The sequence below is a fragment of the Streptomyces sp. NBRC 110028 genome, assembly GCF_001417735.1.
Lineage (GTDB): Bacteria > Actinomycetota > Actinomycetes > Streptomycetales > Streptomycetaceae > Streptomyces.
On the sequence record NZ_BBUZ01000031.1, the window covers coordinates 33,967 to 48,214 of the forward strand.

At 72.9% G+C, this 14,248-nt stretch carries 18 protein-coding genes; 7 read left to right on the forward strand and 11 right to left on the reverse strand.

What is annotated here, in order from left to right:
• Positions 1-74 precede the first annotated feature (74 nt).
• Both ASC60_RS23295 and ASC60_RS23300 read right to left on the reverse strand, forming a co-directional pair.
• Positions 75-728, reverse strand: coding sequence for a lysoplasmalogenase (locus ASC60_RS23295; protein ID WP_055554063.1), 654 nt, complete (start codon positions 726-728; stop codon positions 75-77).
• A complete protein-coding gene (locus ASC60_RS23300; protein WP_055554065.1) occupies positions 725-1,606 on the reverse strand; it encodes a sterol desaturase family protein in 882 nt (293 codons plus the stop codon). The genes ASC60_RS23295 and ASC60_RS23300 overlap by 4 nt, the downstream gene beginning before the upstream one ends.
• Positions 1,607-1,768: 162 nt before the next feature.
• Between ASC60_RS23300 and ASC60_RS23305 the strand changes: the two genes are divergently transcribed.
• From ASC60_RS23305 to ASC60_RS23325, 5 genes are all read left to right on the forward strand, one after another.
• Complete coding sequence (locus tag ASC60_RS23305; RefSeq protein WP_055554067.1) at positions 1,769-2,764, forward strand: DEDDh family exonuclease; 996 nt, start codon at positions 1,769-1,771, stop codon at positions 2,762-2,764.
• Between the two features lie 63 nt (positions 2,765-2,827).
• The gene (locus ASC60_RS23310; protein WP_055554069.1) at positions 2,828-3,061 is read left to right on the forward strand and encodes a hypothetical protein; all 234 of its coding nucleotides are present in this window, start codon (positions 2,828-2,830) and stop codon (positions 3,059-3,061) included.
• Between the two features lie 79 nt (positions 3,062-3,140).
• Positions 3,141-3,995, forward strand: a complete 855-nt coding sequence (locus ASC60_RS23315; protein ID WP_055554071.1) for an SURF1 family protein — start codon at positions 3,141-3,143, stop codon at positions 3,993-3,995.
• Positions 3,996-4,024: 29 nt separating this feature from the next.
• Complete coding sequence (locus tag ASC60_RS23320) at positions 4,025-5,806, forward strand: glycoside hydrolase family 15 protein (protein ID WP_055554073.1); 1,782 nt, start codon at positions 4,025-4,027, stop codon at positions 5,804-5,806.
• A 4-nt stretch (positions 5,807-5,810) separates the two neighbouring features.
• Entirely contained in the window at positions 5,811-6,566 is a 756-nt protein-coding gene (locus ASC60_RS23325) for an SDR family oxidoreductase (RefSeq protein ID WP_055554075.1), read from the forward strand.
• A gap of 200 nt (positions 6,567-6,766) precedes the next feature.
• Here the strand turns inward: ASC60_RS23325 and amaP are convergent, their stop codons facing one another.
• From amaP to ASC60_RS23350, 5 genes are all read right to left on the reverse strand, one after another.
• A complete protein-coding gene (gene amaP, locus ASC60_RS23330) occupies positions 6,767-7,312 on the reverse strand; it encodes an alkaline shock response membrane anchor protein AmaP (protein WP_055554076.1) in 546 nt (181 codons plus the stop codon).
• A gap of 7 nt (positions 7,313-7,319) precedes the next feature.
• Positions 7,320-7,865, reverse strand: a complete 546-nt coding sequence (locus ASC60_RS23335; RefSeq protein ID WP_055554078.1) for a DUF6286 domain-containing protein — start codon at positions 7,863-7,865, stop codon at positions 7,320-7,322.
• Entirely contained in the window at positions 7,862-8,149 is a 288-nt protein-coding gene (locus tag ASC60_RS23340) for a hypothetical protein (protein WP_055554414.1), read from the reverse strand. The genes ASC60_RS23335 and ASC60_RS23340 overlap by 4 nt, the downstream gene beginning before the upstream one ends.
• 105 nt (positions 8,150-8,254) lie before the next feature.
• Entirely contained in the window at positions 8,255-8,446 is a 192-nt protein-coding gene (locus tag ASC60_RS23345) for a hypothetical protein (RefSeq protein ID WP_055554080.1), read from the reverse strand.
• A gap of 42 nt (positions 8,447-8,488) precedes the next feature.
• Positions 8,489-8,971: an Asp23/Gls24 family envelope stress response protein gene (locus ASC60_RS23350; protein WP_055554082.1), complete on the reverse strand. Its 483-nt coding sequence runs from the start codon at positions 8,969-8,971 to the stop codon at positions 8,489-8,491.
• Between the two features lie 85 nt (positions 8,972-9,056).
• Between ASC60_RS23350 and ASC60_RS23355 the strand changes: the two genes are divergently transcribed.
• Positions 9,057-9,797 carry a hypothetical protein gene (locus ASC60_RS23355; protein ID WP_055554084.1) on the forward strand — a complete coding sequence of 247 codons (741 nt, stop codon included), beginning with the start codon at positions 9,057-9,059 and terminating at the stop codon, positions 9,795-9,797.
• On the opposite strand, the gene ASC60_RS23360 is transcribed toward ASC60_RS23355, so the two are convergent.
• Genes ASC60_RS23360 through ASC60_RS23375 form a run of 4 tightly spaced genes read right to left on the reverse strand, consistent with a single transcriptional unit; the run spans position 9,785 to position 13,592 of the window.
• A complete protein-coding gene (locus tag ASC60_RS23360; protein ID WP_055554086.1) occupies positions 9,785-10,243 on the reverse strand; it encodes a MaoC family dehydratase in 459 nt (152 codons plus the stop codon). The two genes, ASC60_RS23355 and ASC60_RS23360, sit on opposite strands and share 13 nt — an antisense overlap.
• Positions 10,244-10,283: 40 nt before the next feature.
• A complete protein-coding gene (locus ASC60_RS23365; protein ID WP_055554088.1) occupies positions 10,284-11,774 on the reverse strand; it encodes a long-chain fatty acid--CoA ligase in 1,491 nt (496 codons plus the stop codon).
• Positions 11,775-11,781: 7 nt separating this feature from the next.
• On the reverse strand, positions 11,782-12,654 hold the full coding sequence (locus ASC60_RS23370) for an amidohydrolase family protein (RefSeq protein WP_055554090.1): 873 nt from the start codon (positions 12,652-12,654) through the stop codon (positions 11,782-11,784).
• Complete coding sequence (locus tag ASC60_RS23375) at positions 12,651-13,592, reverse strand: SDR family NAD(P)-dependent oxidoreductase (RefSeq protein ID WP_055554415.1); 942 nt, start codon at positions 13,590-13,592, stop codon at positions 12,651-12,653. The genes ASC60_RS23370 and ASC60_RS23375 overlap by 4 nt, the downstream gene beginning before the upstream one ends.
• Positions 13,593-13,728: 136 nt before the next feature.
• Here ASC60_RS23375 and ASC60_RS23380 point away from each other — a divergent pair, with 136 nt between their 5' ends.
• A complete protein-coding gene (locus ASC60_RS23380) occupies positions 13,729-14,241 on the forward strand; it encodes a MarR family winged helix-turn-helix transcriptional regulator (RefSeq protein ID WP_055554091.1) in 513 nt (170 codons plus the stop codon).
• The last annotated feature ends 7 nt before the right edge of the window (positions 14,242-14,248 follow it).

Consider the following 14,248-nt stretch of genomic DNA (forward strand, 5'->3'; position numbering starts at 1 on the left):
CAGGATGTACGGGCCGCCGGGCAGCGCTTCCGCCCGGCGGCCCGTGCGCGTATCCCGGGGCCCGGCCGTCCGGCTCAGGCGGCTGCCGGAAGCGCCCTGAGCGGTGCTTCGCGGGCGGCGCGGCGCAGCAGCCCGTCGGTCAGCAGATACTGCGCGGCGACATAGGTGGCCATGATCCAGAACTGGGGTACGGGAGGCCGCGGCCAGTTGGCGAGACCGGCCGCGATCAGCCCGTCGGAGAGCAGGAACAGCGCCCCGCCGAGCCCGGTCGCCCGTCCCGCCCGCAGCGCGCCCAGGGCCATCGCCGTCAGCAGCAGGCCGTACGCGGCGACGGGGGCGCGCAGGGCCGGGTCGAGCCCGGGCCACAGCGCGGCCGTGCCGCCGAGCCACCCGGCGCCGTAACCGGCCGCCACCCACGGCACCGTACGCGGCCGCCCGGAGCGCGCGAACAGGGCGAGGTAGCACAGGTGCCCGGCCGCGAAGCAGCCCATCCCGGCGAGGAAGGCGGTGTCGCCGCCGAGTTGCAGCCAGACGTCCCCGCCCCAGCCGCACAGCAGGGCGGCGACCAGCGGGCGCGGCCCGCCGCGCAGCAGGACGTACGCCGCGAGGACCGGCATCAGGGCGGGCTTCGTCAGCTGGACGAGCGTGGTGGCGCCGGCGAGCAGCGCGCCCAGCTGCGCGGCGACCAGCAGCGCGAAGAGCCCGCGCAGGGCGCGCGCGGCGCTCATACGGCGCGCTCCGGCTCGCGCTCCCCCTCGGCCGCGGTGGCGGGCGTCGCCGCGGGCGCCCAGCCCGGTCCGCGGAAGACCCGCCCGGCGCGCTCGCGCCAGTCGCGGGCCGCCGCGATGTCGCGGGCGATGGCCGCGTACTCATGGGTGGCCACGCGCAGCGGGTTGTAGGTGTCGATGTTCTTGGTGAGCCCGAAGACCGGACGCCGGGTCTCGGGGACGAACGACCGGAAGAGCCGGTCCCAGACGATGAGGATCCCGCCGAAGTTGCGGTCCAGATAGCCCCCTTGGGAGGCGTGGTGGACACGGTGGTGCGACGGCGTGTTGAAGACGAACTCGACGGGGCGCGGGAGGGTGCCGATCCGCTCGGTGTGGATCCAGAACTGGTAGACGAGGTTCACCGACGAGCAGAACGCGACCGCGGCCGGATGCACGCCGAGCACGATCATCGGTAGGTAGAACGGCCATACGGTCCAGGTGGTCCACGGCTGCCGCAGCGCGGTGGTGAGGTTGAACTTGCGGCTGGAGTGGTGCACCACATGACAGGCCCACAGGAGGCGGATCACATGGTGCCCGCGGTGCGACCAGTAGGAGAGGAAGTCCTGCGCGAGCAGCATCAGCGGCAGCGTCCACCACTCCACCGGGACGCGCAGCGGGGTGAGTTCGTACACCGCGGAGTAGACCGCCACGATCGGGATCTTCCACACCAGGTCGAAGACGAGGCTGCCGAGCCCCATGGTGACGCTGGTCGCGGCGTCCCTGGCCGCGTAGCCCGCGGCGTCCCTCTCGGGGCGCAGGCGGTAACTCACCATCTCCACGACGGCGAGCAGCACGAAGGCGGGTATCGACCACAGCACGGCGTTGGGCAAATGCGGCATACCGGCAACATAGAGCCGGTTCCACTCCGCCGCCAGAGGTAGTTACCAACAAGTATGATAGACGCGATGTCAACAACGAGCCCGCACCGGTCGACTGACGGAACGTATCGGCACGGGCCCGGCCACCCGGGCTGTCGGCCCCGGCCCGTATCCTCATGGACCATGCTCGAAGACCCCACGGCAGCCGCCCCGCGAACCGCGTCAACACCCTCGTGGCCGGAGGCCTATCCGCAGGGGTACGCGGTGGTCGACGTCGAGACCACCGGCCTCGCCCGCGACGACCGGATCGTCTCCGCCGCGGTCTACCAGCTCGACGCCCGCGGCGCGGTCCAGGACCACTGGTACACGCTCGTCAACCCGCGGCGCGATCCGGGCCCGGTGTGGATCCACGGCCTCACCCGGGAGGTCCTGGAGGACGCCCCGCTCTTCCCCGACATCGCCGCCGCGTTCGCCGAACGCCTCGCCGACCGCGTCCTGGTCGCGCACAACGCCGCCTTCGACTGGGCGATGATCGCCCGCGAGTTCGCCCGGTCCGGGACCGAGGCGCCGGTGCGCCAGCGGCTGTGCACCATCGCCCTCTCCAAGGAGCTGGGGCTGCCGCTGGCCAACCACAAGCTGGAGACGCTGGCCGCGCACTACGGGGTCGTCCAGGAGCGGGCCCACCACGCGCTGGACGACGCGCGGGTGCTCGCCGAGACGTTCCGGCCGAGCCTCCACCGGGCCGCCGGGACCGGGCTGCGGCTGCCCCTGCTGGCCTGTCAGCCGCTCACCGAATGGACGGACCCGCCGTCCCGCGGGATCGGCGCCCAGCGCTCGTACCGGCAGCAGAGCTGGCGCCCCAGCCGCAAGCGCCCCGCCTGCCCCTACCCCAATCCGGGGCGCTACCAGCCGGGCGGGCTGCTGACCCAGGGCATGCGGGTCGCGTTCTCCGGGGACACCTCGGTCGACCGGGAGCTGCTGGAGGACCGGGCGGTCGAGGCAGGGCTGCACGTGGCGACCAGCGTGTCCCGGCTCACCAGCCTGCTGGTCACCAACGATCCCGACGCGTCCACCTCCAAGACCGTCAAGGCCCGCTCCTTCGGCACGCCCATCGTCGACGAGGCCGCCTTCACCCAGCTCCTCCTCGACGTCATCCCCGCCGAGCCGACAATCAGGTGAAGTCCGCGCGACGCGCCCGCCCACCGCTCGCCCGCCGTCGCCCGGACCCGCACGCTGTGGCCCATGGCACGCTGTGAGGTCTGCGGAAACGACTACAACATGACGTTCGAGGTGCACGCCCAGGGCAATGTGCACGTCTTCGACTGCTTCTCCTGCGCCATCCACCGCATGGCGCCCATCTGTGAGCACTGCCGGTGCCAGATCATCGGCCAGGGGGTCGAGGTGGACGGCCACTACTACTGCGGCGCCCACTGCTCCCGCGCGGAGGGGAAGGTGGGCATCGTCGACAAGGTATGACCCCCGGGCCGGATGCGTGGATTGTCGTCCGGCGCCCCCCGGGGCCGGGGGACAATCCACGCCGAGTAGGGTCAAGGACGTGTACCGCTTCCTGTTGACCCGGCAGTGGGTGATTCTCACGCTGATCGGGCTCGCACTGATCCCGACCATGATCAGGCTGGGCTTCTGGCAGCTGCACCGCCACGAGGCCAAGGTCGCGCAGAACCAGCTGATCGGGAACAACCTCGGCGCCCCCGCCGTCCCCGTCGACAAGCTCACCGCCCCCGGCCGCACCGTCCCCCGCGACGACACCTTCCGCACGGTGACCGCCACCGGGACGTACGACACGGCCCATGAGGTCGTCGTCCGCCAGCGCACCGGCTCCGACGAGCAGAGCATCGGGTACTTCGTCCTCACCCCGCTGATCGAGGGCAAGCGGGCCGTCCTGGTCAACCGGGGCTGGATCCCCGCCGGGGCCGACCTCACCAAGTTCCCCGACGTCCCGGCCGCCCCCCGCGGCAAGGTCACCGTCACCGGCCGCCTCAAGGCCGACGAGACCAGCGCGGACAGCGGCATCAAGGACAAGCGGGGCCTGCCGCCGCGCCAGGTCATGCTGATCAACAGCGAGGAGCAGGCCAAGGCGCTCGGCCGCCCCGTCCTGGGCGGCTACATCGAGCTGACCTCGTCCTCCCCCAAGGGCGGCAAGCAGCCCGACCCGGTGCCGGAGCCGGAGCACAGCGACATCGGCCCCCATATGGCGTACGCCGTCCAGTGGTGGATGTTCTCCGCCGGAGTGCCCTTCGGCTGGTTCGTCCTGGCCCGCCGGGAGCGCCGCGACCAAGCCGCCCAAGCCGCCCAGGCCGCCCAGGCCACCGGGGCCGCTGGGAACACCGGGGCCAGCGGGAACACCGGGCGGAGCCCCGGGAAGACCCCCGCCGCCGCCAATACGGACTAGCCTTCCCGCTCCCCGGGAAGGTGCCCGACGTGGCACAGGACATTGACGACTACGCGCTCATCGGCGACCACCAGACGGCGGCCCTGATCAGCCGCGACGGCTCGATCGACTGGCTCTGCCTGCCCCGCTTCGACTCGGGCGCCTGCTTCGCCGCCCTGCTCGGCGACGAGGACAACGGCCACTGGCGGCTCGCCCCCAAGGGCGCCGGCGCCTGCACCCGCCGCGCCTACCTGGACGACTCCCTGGTGCTGGAATCCGTCTGGGAGACCGGCACCGGCACCGTCAAGGTCATCGACTTCATGCCGCAGCGCGACCGCGCGCCCGACGTCATCCGCATCGTCGAGGGCGTCTCCGGCAGCGTCGAGATGGCGGGCGTCCTGCGGCTGCGCTTCGACTACGGGCACGTCATCCCCTGGGTGCGGCGCACCGACGGCCACCGCATCGCCGTCGCCGGGCCCGACTCCGTATGGCTGCGCTCCGAGCCGGAGGTGCACACCTACGGCGAGCACTTCAGCACCCGCTCCGACTTCACCGTCTCCGCCGGGGACCGGGTCGCCTTCGTCCTCACCTGGCACCCCTCCCACGAGCCCCGGCCCCGCCTCCTCGACCCGTACGAGGCCCTGCGGTCCAGCCTGGAGGACTGGCGCGCCTGGGCCGCCCGCTGCACCTACCGGGGCCCCTACCGGGACGCCGTCGTGCGCTCCCTCATCACCCTCAAGGCGCTCACCTACGCCCCCTCCGGCGGCATCGTCGCCGCCCCCACCACCTCGCTGCCCGAACGGCTCGGCGGGGTGCGCAACTGGGACTACCGCTACTGCTGGCTGCGCGACTCCACCCTCACCCTGAACGCCCTGCTCTCCGCCGGCTACCGCGAAGAGGCCGTCTCCTGGCGCGACTGGCTGCTCCGCGCGATCGCCGGCGACCCCGCCGAACTGCAGATCATGTACGGTCTCGGCGGTGAGCGGCGCCTCCCCGAACACGAGCTGCCCTGGCTGGAGGGGTACGGCCACTCCTCCCCCGTCCGCGTCGGGAACGGCGCCGTCACCCAGCGCCAGCACGATGTCTACGGCGAAGTCCTCGATTCCTTCTTCTTCGCCCGCGCCCACGGCATGGCGCCCGAACCGCACGCCTGGAAGATCCAGAGCGCCCTCATGGACTTCCTCGAATCCGCCTGGCAGGACCCCGACGAGGGCCTGTGGGAGGTCCGCGGCCCCCGCCGCCACTTCGTCCACTCCAAGGTCATGGCCTGGGTCGCCGCCGACCGCGCCGTCCGCACCATCGAATCCCACCCCGACCTGGACGGCGACACCGGCCGATGGCGGGCCATGCGGGACGCGGTCCACCGCGAGGTCTGCGAAAAGGGCTACGACGCCTCCCGCAACACCTTCACCCAGTCCTACGGCTCCACCGCGCTGGACGCCGCCACCCTCCTCATCCCGCGCGTCGGTTTCCTCCCCGCCGACGACCCCCGCGTCATCGGCACCGTCGACGCGGTCCGCCGCGAGCTCAGCCACGACGGAATCATCCGCCGCTACTCCACCGACGACACCTCCGACGGCCTCCCCGGCACCGAGGGCGCCTTCCTCGCCTGCTCCTTCTGGCTCGCCGACGCCCTCCACCTCATCGGCCGCCACCGGGACGCTTCCGCCTTGTTCGACCGGCTCCTGTCGCTGCGCAACGACGTGGGTCTCCTCGCCGAGGAGTACGACCCCGGGGCCGACCGGCTGCTCGGCAACTTCCCCCAGGCCTTCAGCCACATCGGACTGGTGGGGACCGCCCTTACCCTCGCGGACACGCCCCAGGCAGACTGACCCCATGGATCTTGGACTCAAAGACCGCGTGTACATCGTCACCGGAGCCACCCGCGGGCTGGGCCGCGCCGCCGCGGCCGAACTGGTCGCCGACGGCGCCAAGGCCGTCATCACCGGCCGCGACGCCGACACCGCCGCCGCGGCCGCCGCCGATCTCGGCCCCGACGTGGTCGGCGTCGCCGCCGACAACGCCGACCCCGGCGCCGCCGCACGCCTCATCGCCACCGCCCGCGAGCGGTTCGGCCGCTTCGACGGCATCCTCATCAGCGTCGGCGGGCCGCCCGCCGGGCCCACCGCCGACATCACCGACGCCCAGTGGCAGGCCGCCTTCGACTCGGTCTTCCTCGGTGCCGTCCGGCTCGCCCGCACCGCCGCCGCCGAACTCACCCCCGGCGGTGTGATCGGCTTCGTCCTCTCCGGCTCCGTCCGCGAGCCCGTCTCCGGCCTCACCGTCTCCAACGGTCTCCGCCCCGGGCTCGCGGGCTTCGCCAAGAACCTCTCGCTGGAGCTCGGCCCGCGTGGCATCCGCGTCGTGGGCCTCCTCCCGGCCCGCGTCGACACCGACCGGGTCCGCGAGCTGGACGGCCTCTCCGGTGACGCCGAAGCCGCGCGCGAACGCCACAGCGCGGCGATTCCGCTGCGGCGGTACGGCAAGCCCGACGAATTCGGCAAGGCCGCCGCGTTCCTCCTCTCCCCCGCGGCCTCCTACCTGACCGGGCTGATGCTCCCGGTGGACGGGGGCGCGCTCCACGGCTGGTGACGGTGGAGGTCTTCCCCCACCGCGCACCGCGCGCCCAGGTCCTGTCCGGCGGATCTTCGTGGATCAGCCCGCGGCGTCTGGTGTGGTGCGTCGCAGGGCGGAGGGTCGTCCTCGTACCGGGTCGTACTCGGGCGATCCCGACAACGCGGCGAGGTGCCGCGCCAGGCGTCGCGGGCCCGCGGAGATCCGCCGGACAGGGCCTAGTGGGCTCGCTCCGGGGCGTGGGGGGTGGCGCGCAGGTGGACTTCCGCCGGGAGGTGGGGCAGGCCCGCTGAGGTGCGGGCGGGGGTCAGGGCCTCGGTCTCCAGGGACCGCAGGGTCGCCGCCGGTTCCGCCCCCGCGGTCAGGACCAGGCGCACCCTGGCCCTGGGGGCGGCCCGGCGGCCGTGGAGGTGGACGTGGGCGCGGGTGACGCCGGGCAGGGACTCCGCGTCGGCGCTCAGGACGGCCTCCAGGGCGCGGCCGCGCAGTGACGCGCCGGAGCCGTCGTCCATCGGTACGAGGACGTCGTCCAGGCGGCGCCGCCGCAGCTGGGCCAGGGCCCAGCACAGCGCGAGCAGCACCAGCACGCTCAGCGCCGCGATGACGCCGGGCCACCACCAGTCCTCGTCACGCCAGCGCACCCGGTCCGCGCGGGTGAGCAGGACGGCGTCGGGGGAACGCCGGCCGGCGATCAGGACCGCCGCGCCCGCGCACGCGACGGCCAGGCCCAGGATCCCCAGCAGCACCCGGTTCACGATCCGCACGCGCCCGTCACCTCGCCGGTCGCCGTACGCGGACGGACAGCCCCGGGCGCCGGGCGAGCCCGAGTTGCCGGATGCCGTCTCCGAGGACGGTCAGCAGGTCGGCCCGTACGTCGTCGAGGTCGCGGAAGTGCGCCTGGGCGCGGGCCCTGATCCGGCGGCGGCCGACGTCGACCCGTACGGCCCGTACGCCGGGCACGGCCATCGCCCGGTCGCGCAGCATCAGCCCGGCGGCGGTGCGGTCGATCCCGGCCCGGAGGGCGGCCTTGCCGTCGTCGCTCATCGGGAGGAGCGCGCGCAGGCCCGGGGTGACGGCCAGCGCGACCATCCACACGCCCAGCACGACCAGGGCCACCGCGATCCCGACGATCCAGCCGTCGCCGAGCGGACGCGTGGCGAGCTGGCCGGCGAGCCAGCGCCGCCACTCCATCACGGGGTGGCCGGTGCGTTCGGAGGCGATGTCGTACAGGAGCAGCCCGAGCGCGCCGAGCAGGACCAGCGCGGTCAGAGCGGCCGGTACGCGCCGGGCCGACCAGAAGCGACCGGTGGCGCTCATCGCACCGTCCCCCGCTCCAGCCGCGGTGAGTGCAGCCGTTCCACGGTCACCGCCACGTCCGGCACCTCCATGCCCGTCAGTTCGCCGATCCGCGTCGCCACATGACGCCGTACCGCCGCGCACTGCGCGCCGAGGTCGGAGGGATAGCCCAGCTCGACGGCGACGCGTACGCGCGCGGCGCCCGCGCGGACCGCGACGACCGCGTAGGGCAGGAGCCCGCGCTCGCCGCCGAGCGCTTCCCGCGCCGCGCGCGAGGCGATCTTCGCGACGACGCGGTCCGCGATCCGGGTCGCGCCCCGCTCACCCCGCTCACCCCGCTCATCCGGCTCACGCTGCTCGCTCGGCTCACTCGGCTCACTCGGCTCATCCGGCTCACTCACGGCGCACCGTCACCGCCGCCGTTCGCCACGGTCGCGGGTGCGGAAGAACTCGCCGGGTTCCAGATCCCCGTCCAGGAACCGGCCCGCGACGAAGCCGACGGCACCCAACGCCGCCACCAGCAGAAAGGCCCCGAAACCACCGAAGTATCCGGCGAAAGCCAGCGCCATCCCCGCGATCATCCCGATCACGGCCATGCTCATCGTGTGCTCCCCTGCTGGAGCCAACCGGAGCCGCTACCGCGGCTACTGCAGCCTGGGCTCCGGCGATTCCTCTTCCTCATCCGGCAACTTCACATCGCTGACCGCGATGTCGACCTCGACGACCTCAAGTCCGGTCATCCGCTCGACCGCCGTGATCACGTTCTCCCGTACGGCCCGGGCGACTTCGGTGATCGAGACGCCGTACTCCACCACGATCTCCAGGTCGAGGGCCGTCTGCACCTCGCCCACCTCGGCCTTCACGCCGCGGGAGACCGATTTGCCGCCACCGGGCACCCGGTCGCGCACGACGCCGAAGGTGCGGGCGAGCCCGCCGCCCATGGTGTGGACGCCGACCACATCGCGGGCGGCCATTCCGGCGATCTTTTCGACCACACCGTCGGCGATGGTGGTGCGGCCGCGCGCTCCCGGGTCGACGCCGCGGCCTCCGCCGAGGGTCTTCGGCGTACCGGCGGACGGCTCCGTGGCGGGGGTCTGTGGCCGGTTGCGTGGCGCGGTCTCGGACATCACCGATCACCCTCCTCTCCGTTCGCCCTACTTGCCACACTAAAGCTGATTGGCCCGTAATGCGCATTTTGTGCATCATTCAGGCATGGTCACCGACCGGCTCGCACAAGCCGTACGGCAGCAGCTGCGGCTCGGCCGCCTCCTCCCCCTGGGCGGGCCGGGGGACGGCGCCTGGCTGACCGAGCGCGCGGCGGACGCCGTGCTGCGCCGGGCCGCCGACGCCCTGCCCGGGGTGCGTCTCGGCGCGCTCCGGATCGCCCTGGCCGATCCGCAGGCCGCCGCGCCGCCCGCGGTTCCGGCCCCGCCGAGCGCGCTGCCGCCGGGGGCGTTGCGGGTCGAGGCGGAGTTCGCGGCGACCGCGGACCGGCCGCTGCCGGTGACGGCCGACCGGCTGCGCGGGGTCCTGCTGGGCGCGGCCGCGGACCGGCTCGGGCTGGCGGTGGAGACCGTGGACCTGCGGGTGACGGACGTGCTGGACGAGGTTCCGGAGCCGGAACCGTCACCCACCGGGCAGCCGGAGGACCGAGGGGTCCCGGAGGACCGGGAGGACCGGGAGGACGAGGGCTCGGCGATCACCGCCGCGGTCACGGCCGTACCCGGTGTGGCCCGGCTCGCCCCGGTGCTGAGCCACCAGGCGGTACGGATCGAGGGACGGCACGTCCGGGTGGAGCTGGCCGTGGCCCCGGGGCACCGCGCGGTGGACGTGGCCCGCGCGGTGCGCGGGGCGCTCGCGGCCACCGCGCCGCCCCCGGCGACGGTGGCCGTCCTGGTCACCGCCGTGGACGACGGCGGCCGGCCCTCCCCCGTCCGGCCTCACCAGTGGTAGCGGTGCACCGCCTGGGCGACACAGCACGGCTTGTCGCCGCCGTCCTGTTCCACCACCAGGTCGATGACGGCCTGGGCGCCGCCGTCCCCGAGATCGTCGACGGAGACGAGGGTCGCCCCGGCCCGAATCCTGGCACCGGCCGGTACCGGCGCCGGGAACCGCACCTTGTTGAGGCCGTAGTTGACGGCCATCCGGACGCCGCCCAGGTCGAGGATCTCGCCCCACAGCGGGATCAGCAGGGACAGGGTGAGATAGCCGTGGGCGATGGTGCCGCCGAAGGGGCCGTCCTTGGCCCGCTCGGGGTCGACGTGGATCCACTGGTGGTCATCGGTGGCGTCGGCGAAGGTGTCGATCCGGTCCTGCTCGATCCGGTGCCACCGGCTGTGGCCGAGGTGCTGTCCGGCCAGCTGCTTCAGCTCGTCGAAACTGTTCACGGTCGTGGGCACGCGAGGTCTCCCTATCGTTCGGTGAGGCTGGTGGGTCTCGTCAGCGCAGGGCGGATTTGCGGATCTTCCCGCTGGCGGTGCGCGGCAGCGCGGTCCGGAACTCGACCGTCTTCGGCACCTTGTACTTCGCGAGGCGGCCCGCGAGGTGGTCGAGCAGGCCCCGCGGATCGGCGGTGGCTCCCGCCCGGAGGACCACGACGGCCTTGCCGACCTCGCCCCACCGGGCGTCCGGCATGCCGACGACGGCGCATTCGACGACATCGGGGTGGTCGTACAGGGCGTTCTCCACCTCGGCGGGATAGATGTTCTCACCGCCCGAGATGATCATGTCTTTGACGCGGTCGACGATGAACACATAGCCGTCCTCGTCCCGCACTCCCACGTCCCCGGAGCGGAACCATCCGCCCTCCAGCAGCGCGTTCGCGGTCGCGTCCGGCAGGCCGTAGTAGCCGCGCATCACATGGGGGCCGTGCACCAGGATCTCGCCGGGCTCGCCGGGTTCCGTCTCGCCGGTCAGGTCCGAGCGGACCAGCCGGACGTCGGTGAAGAAGTGGGGTACGCCCGCGGAGCCCGCCTTCGCCTCGCTCATCTCGCGGTCGAGCAGCAGCGTCCCCGGTGACGCCTCGGTCATCCCGTATCCCTGGATGAAGGAGAGGCCGCGGCGCAGATAGACGTCGATCAGCGCCTTGGGGACGGGGGAACCGCCGCACATCAGGGTGCGCACGGACGACAGGTCGGCCGTCGCCCAGCGCGGCGACTCCGCGACCGCCGCGAACATGGTGGGGACTCCGAAGAGGCAGGTCACGCCCTGGCTCTCGATCAGGTCGAGCATGCGTTCCGCGTCGAAGCCAGGCTCTATCACCACGCGTCCGCCCTTGAGCAGGGTCGGCAGGCAGGTCATGTTCAGCGCGGCGGTGTGGAAGAGGGGCGCGGTGACGAGGGTGATCTCGTCCGAGGCGAGATCGGTGTCGACCAGGACGTTGAGGCTGTTCCAGGTGATGTTGGCGTGGCTGAGGACGGCGCCCTTGGGCCGGCCGGTGGTGCCGGACGTATACATGATCATGCACGGATCGTCGGCGCCCATGACCTCGTCCGGCCCATGGTCACCATCGCCCTCGGCCAGCTCGTCGACCGCCACCGCGATGCCCGCGCCCGCCTCCGCGGCGGTCCGGGCGCAGCGCGCGTCGTGGAGGAGCAGCCGCGCGCCGGAGTCGTTCAGCATGTAGGCCAGTTCGGGCGGGGCGAGCCGGGTGTTGAGCGGTACGAAGACGGCGCCCACCGCGCAGGTGGCGAAGAGTGCGTGGAGGAACGAGGGGTGGTTGGGGCCGAGGTAGGCGACGCGGTCGCCGCGCCGGATCCCGCGCGCCCGCAGGGCCCGGGCGAACCGGGTGACGGTCGCGTCCAGCTCCCGGTAGGTCTGGGTGTCGTCCCCGTGGACGATCGCGATCCGCCCGGGGGTCTTGCGGGCCCGGCGTCGCGGCCACGATCCGACGCCCTCTCCCGCACCCCGGCCGATGCCTTGTTCCAGCATCTTTCGCTCACTCCTTCGTGAGGCCGAGCAGCCGCGCCGCGTTGTCCTTGAGGATCAGCGGCCGAACCTCGGGTTTGATGTCGAGTTCGCCGAAGTCGGCCAGCCATCGGTCCGGGTCGATCACCGGATAGTCGGAGCCGAACAGGACCTTGTGCTTGAGCAGCGAATTGGCGTAGCGGACCAGCTGCGGCGGAAAGTACTTCGGCGACCAGCCGGACAGGTCGATGAAGACGTTGGGCTTGTGTGTGGCGACGGCCAGCGCCTCGTCCTGCCAGGGGAACGACGGATGGGCCAGGATGATCGGCAGGTCCGGGAAGTCCACGGCGACATCGTCCACGTCCATGGGGTTGGAGTACTTCAGCCGGATTCCGCCGCCCCCGGGCACGCCCGCGCCGATCCCGGTCTGCCCGGTGTGGAAGAGCGCGGGCACCCCAAGCTCCTGGATCGCCTCGTACAGCGGGTAGAACCGCTGGTCGTTCGGGTGGAACGCCTGGAGGGACGGATGGAACTTGAAGCCGCGCACCCCGTGGCTCTCGACCAGCCGCCGCGCCGCCCGCACCGCCGCCCGGCCCTTCCACGGGTCGACGCTGGCGAACGGGATGAGGATGTCGGCGTGCTCGGCGCAGGAGGCGGCCACCTCCTCGTTGCCGATCGGCGGATGGCCGGTGGCGGTCTCCGCGTCCACGGTGAAGACGACGGCGGCGATGCGGCGTTCGCGGTAGTGGGCGGCCAGCTCGGGGATGGTGGGCTGCCGGGCGCCGTGGGTCCTGAAGTACGCGGCGGAGGCTTCGGCCAGTTCACCGCTCAGCGAGGAGTGGCCGTCGGCCGAGATCTCGGCGTGGGTGTGGACGTCGATGGCGACGAGGTCGTCGAGGTTCACCGCCCGGCCTCCTCCGTGCTCCCGGGGCTCTTCGGCTCCAACACGGGCGCGGGGATGCCCACGCCCTCCGGGTGCCGGCCCAGCGACGTACCCCAGACGCCCGCGATGGCGTCCGCGTCCCAGCCGCCCTCGCGGTAGACCGCCGACCGCTCCTCGGGATGGGTCCACAGGGTCAGCCGGTCGCCGCCGACGCCGATGGCCTGCCCGGTGATGCCGTCGGCGGCGTCCGAGGCGAGGAAGACCACGAGCCCGGCGACATCGTCGGCGGTGCCGAAGCCCTCGCCCTGCCGCAGCCAGCCGGGCAGCGGTTCACCGCGCTCCTCGTACGCCTCGACGTACGGCGCGAAGGCGGGGATGGTCGCGGTCATGGCGGTCGCGGCGACGGGGATCACCGCGTTGACGCCGATCCCGGCCTTGGCGCACTCCATCGACCAGGTGCGGGTCATGCCGACGATGCCCGCCTTGGCGGCGGAGTAGTTGGTCTGCCCGAAGTTGCCGCGCTGTCCGGCGGGTGAGCCGATGAGGATCAGCCGGCCGCCCCCGCCACGCTCGCGCATGTGCCGGACGGCGGCGCGGGCGCAGGTGAAGGTGCCCCTGAGGTGGACGCCGAGGACCGCGTCGAAGTCCTCGTCGGTCATCTTCCACAGCACCCGGTCGCGCAGGATGCCCGCGTTGGTGACGAGGACGTCCAGCCGCCCGAACGCCTCGACCGCGCGTTCCACCAGCGCGTCGGCGACCTCGCTGGTGCCGACCGCGCCGGGCGCGGCGACCGCCGTGCCGCCCTCGTCGGTGATGACCTTGACGGCCTGTTCGGCGGTGGCGGCGTCGGCGTCGTTGACGACCACGCGGGCGCCCGCCCGGGCCAGGGCACGGGCGTAGGCGAGGCCGAGGCCGCGCCCCGCGCCGGTGACCACGGCGGTCTTCCCGGTCAGCTCCATGGGCTGGGATCCTTCCACGAGTATCATCAGGGTTCCTGATTCTGATGGTGAGTGGAGCACTCCGGGAGGTCGGGTGTCAATGGGCGGAGCAGCGGCCGGACGCCGTCCCCGGTCACCGGTCGGGCAAGATGGCCGAATGACCACTTCCGAGCCGTCCGACACCGCGCAGCTGGACCAGGTCGGCACGCTCTACCTGGTGAAACGGCTGGAACAGGCAATACGGGCGCATCTGGACGCGCTGCTGCGCCCGTATCGCCTGACCACGCTGCAGTACACGGCGCTGACCGTCCTGGAGCGCCGGGACGGGCTGTCCTCGGCCCAGCTCGCACGCCGCTCGTTCGTCAAGCCGCAGACGATGCACGAGATGGTCCAGACGCTGGAGGAGCGGGGGTTCATCGAGCGCCGCCGGGATCCGGCCAACCGCCGGGTGCTGCTCATCAGTCTCAGCGACCGGGGGCGCGAGGCGCTGCGCGCCTACGACGAGCAGGTACGGCTGCTGGAGGAGCGGATGCTCGGCGGGCTGACCGAGGACCGGCGCGGGGAGCTGCGGCAGGCGCTGATCGACTGCACCCGGGCGATGTCGGCCGCGCCGCCAGGGAGGGACGACGACGTGCCACCGGGGGCGGGGCGGGACGCGGCGGCGCCGTAGCGCATCC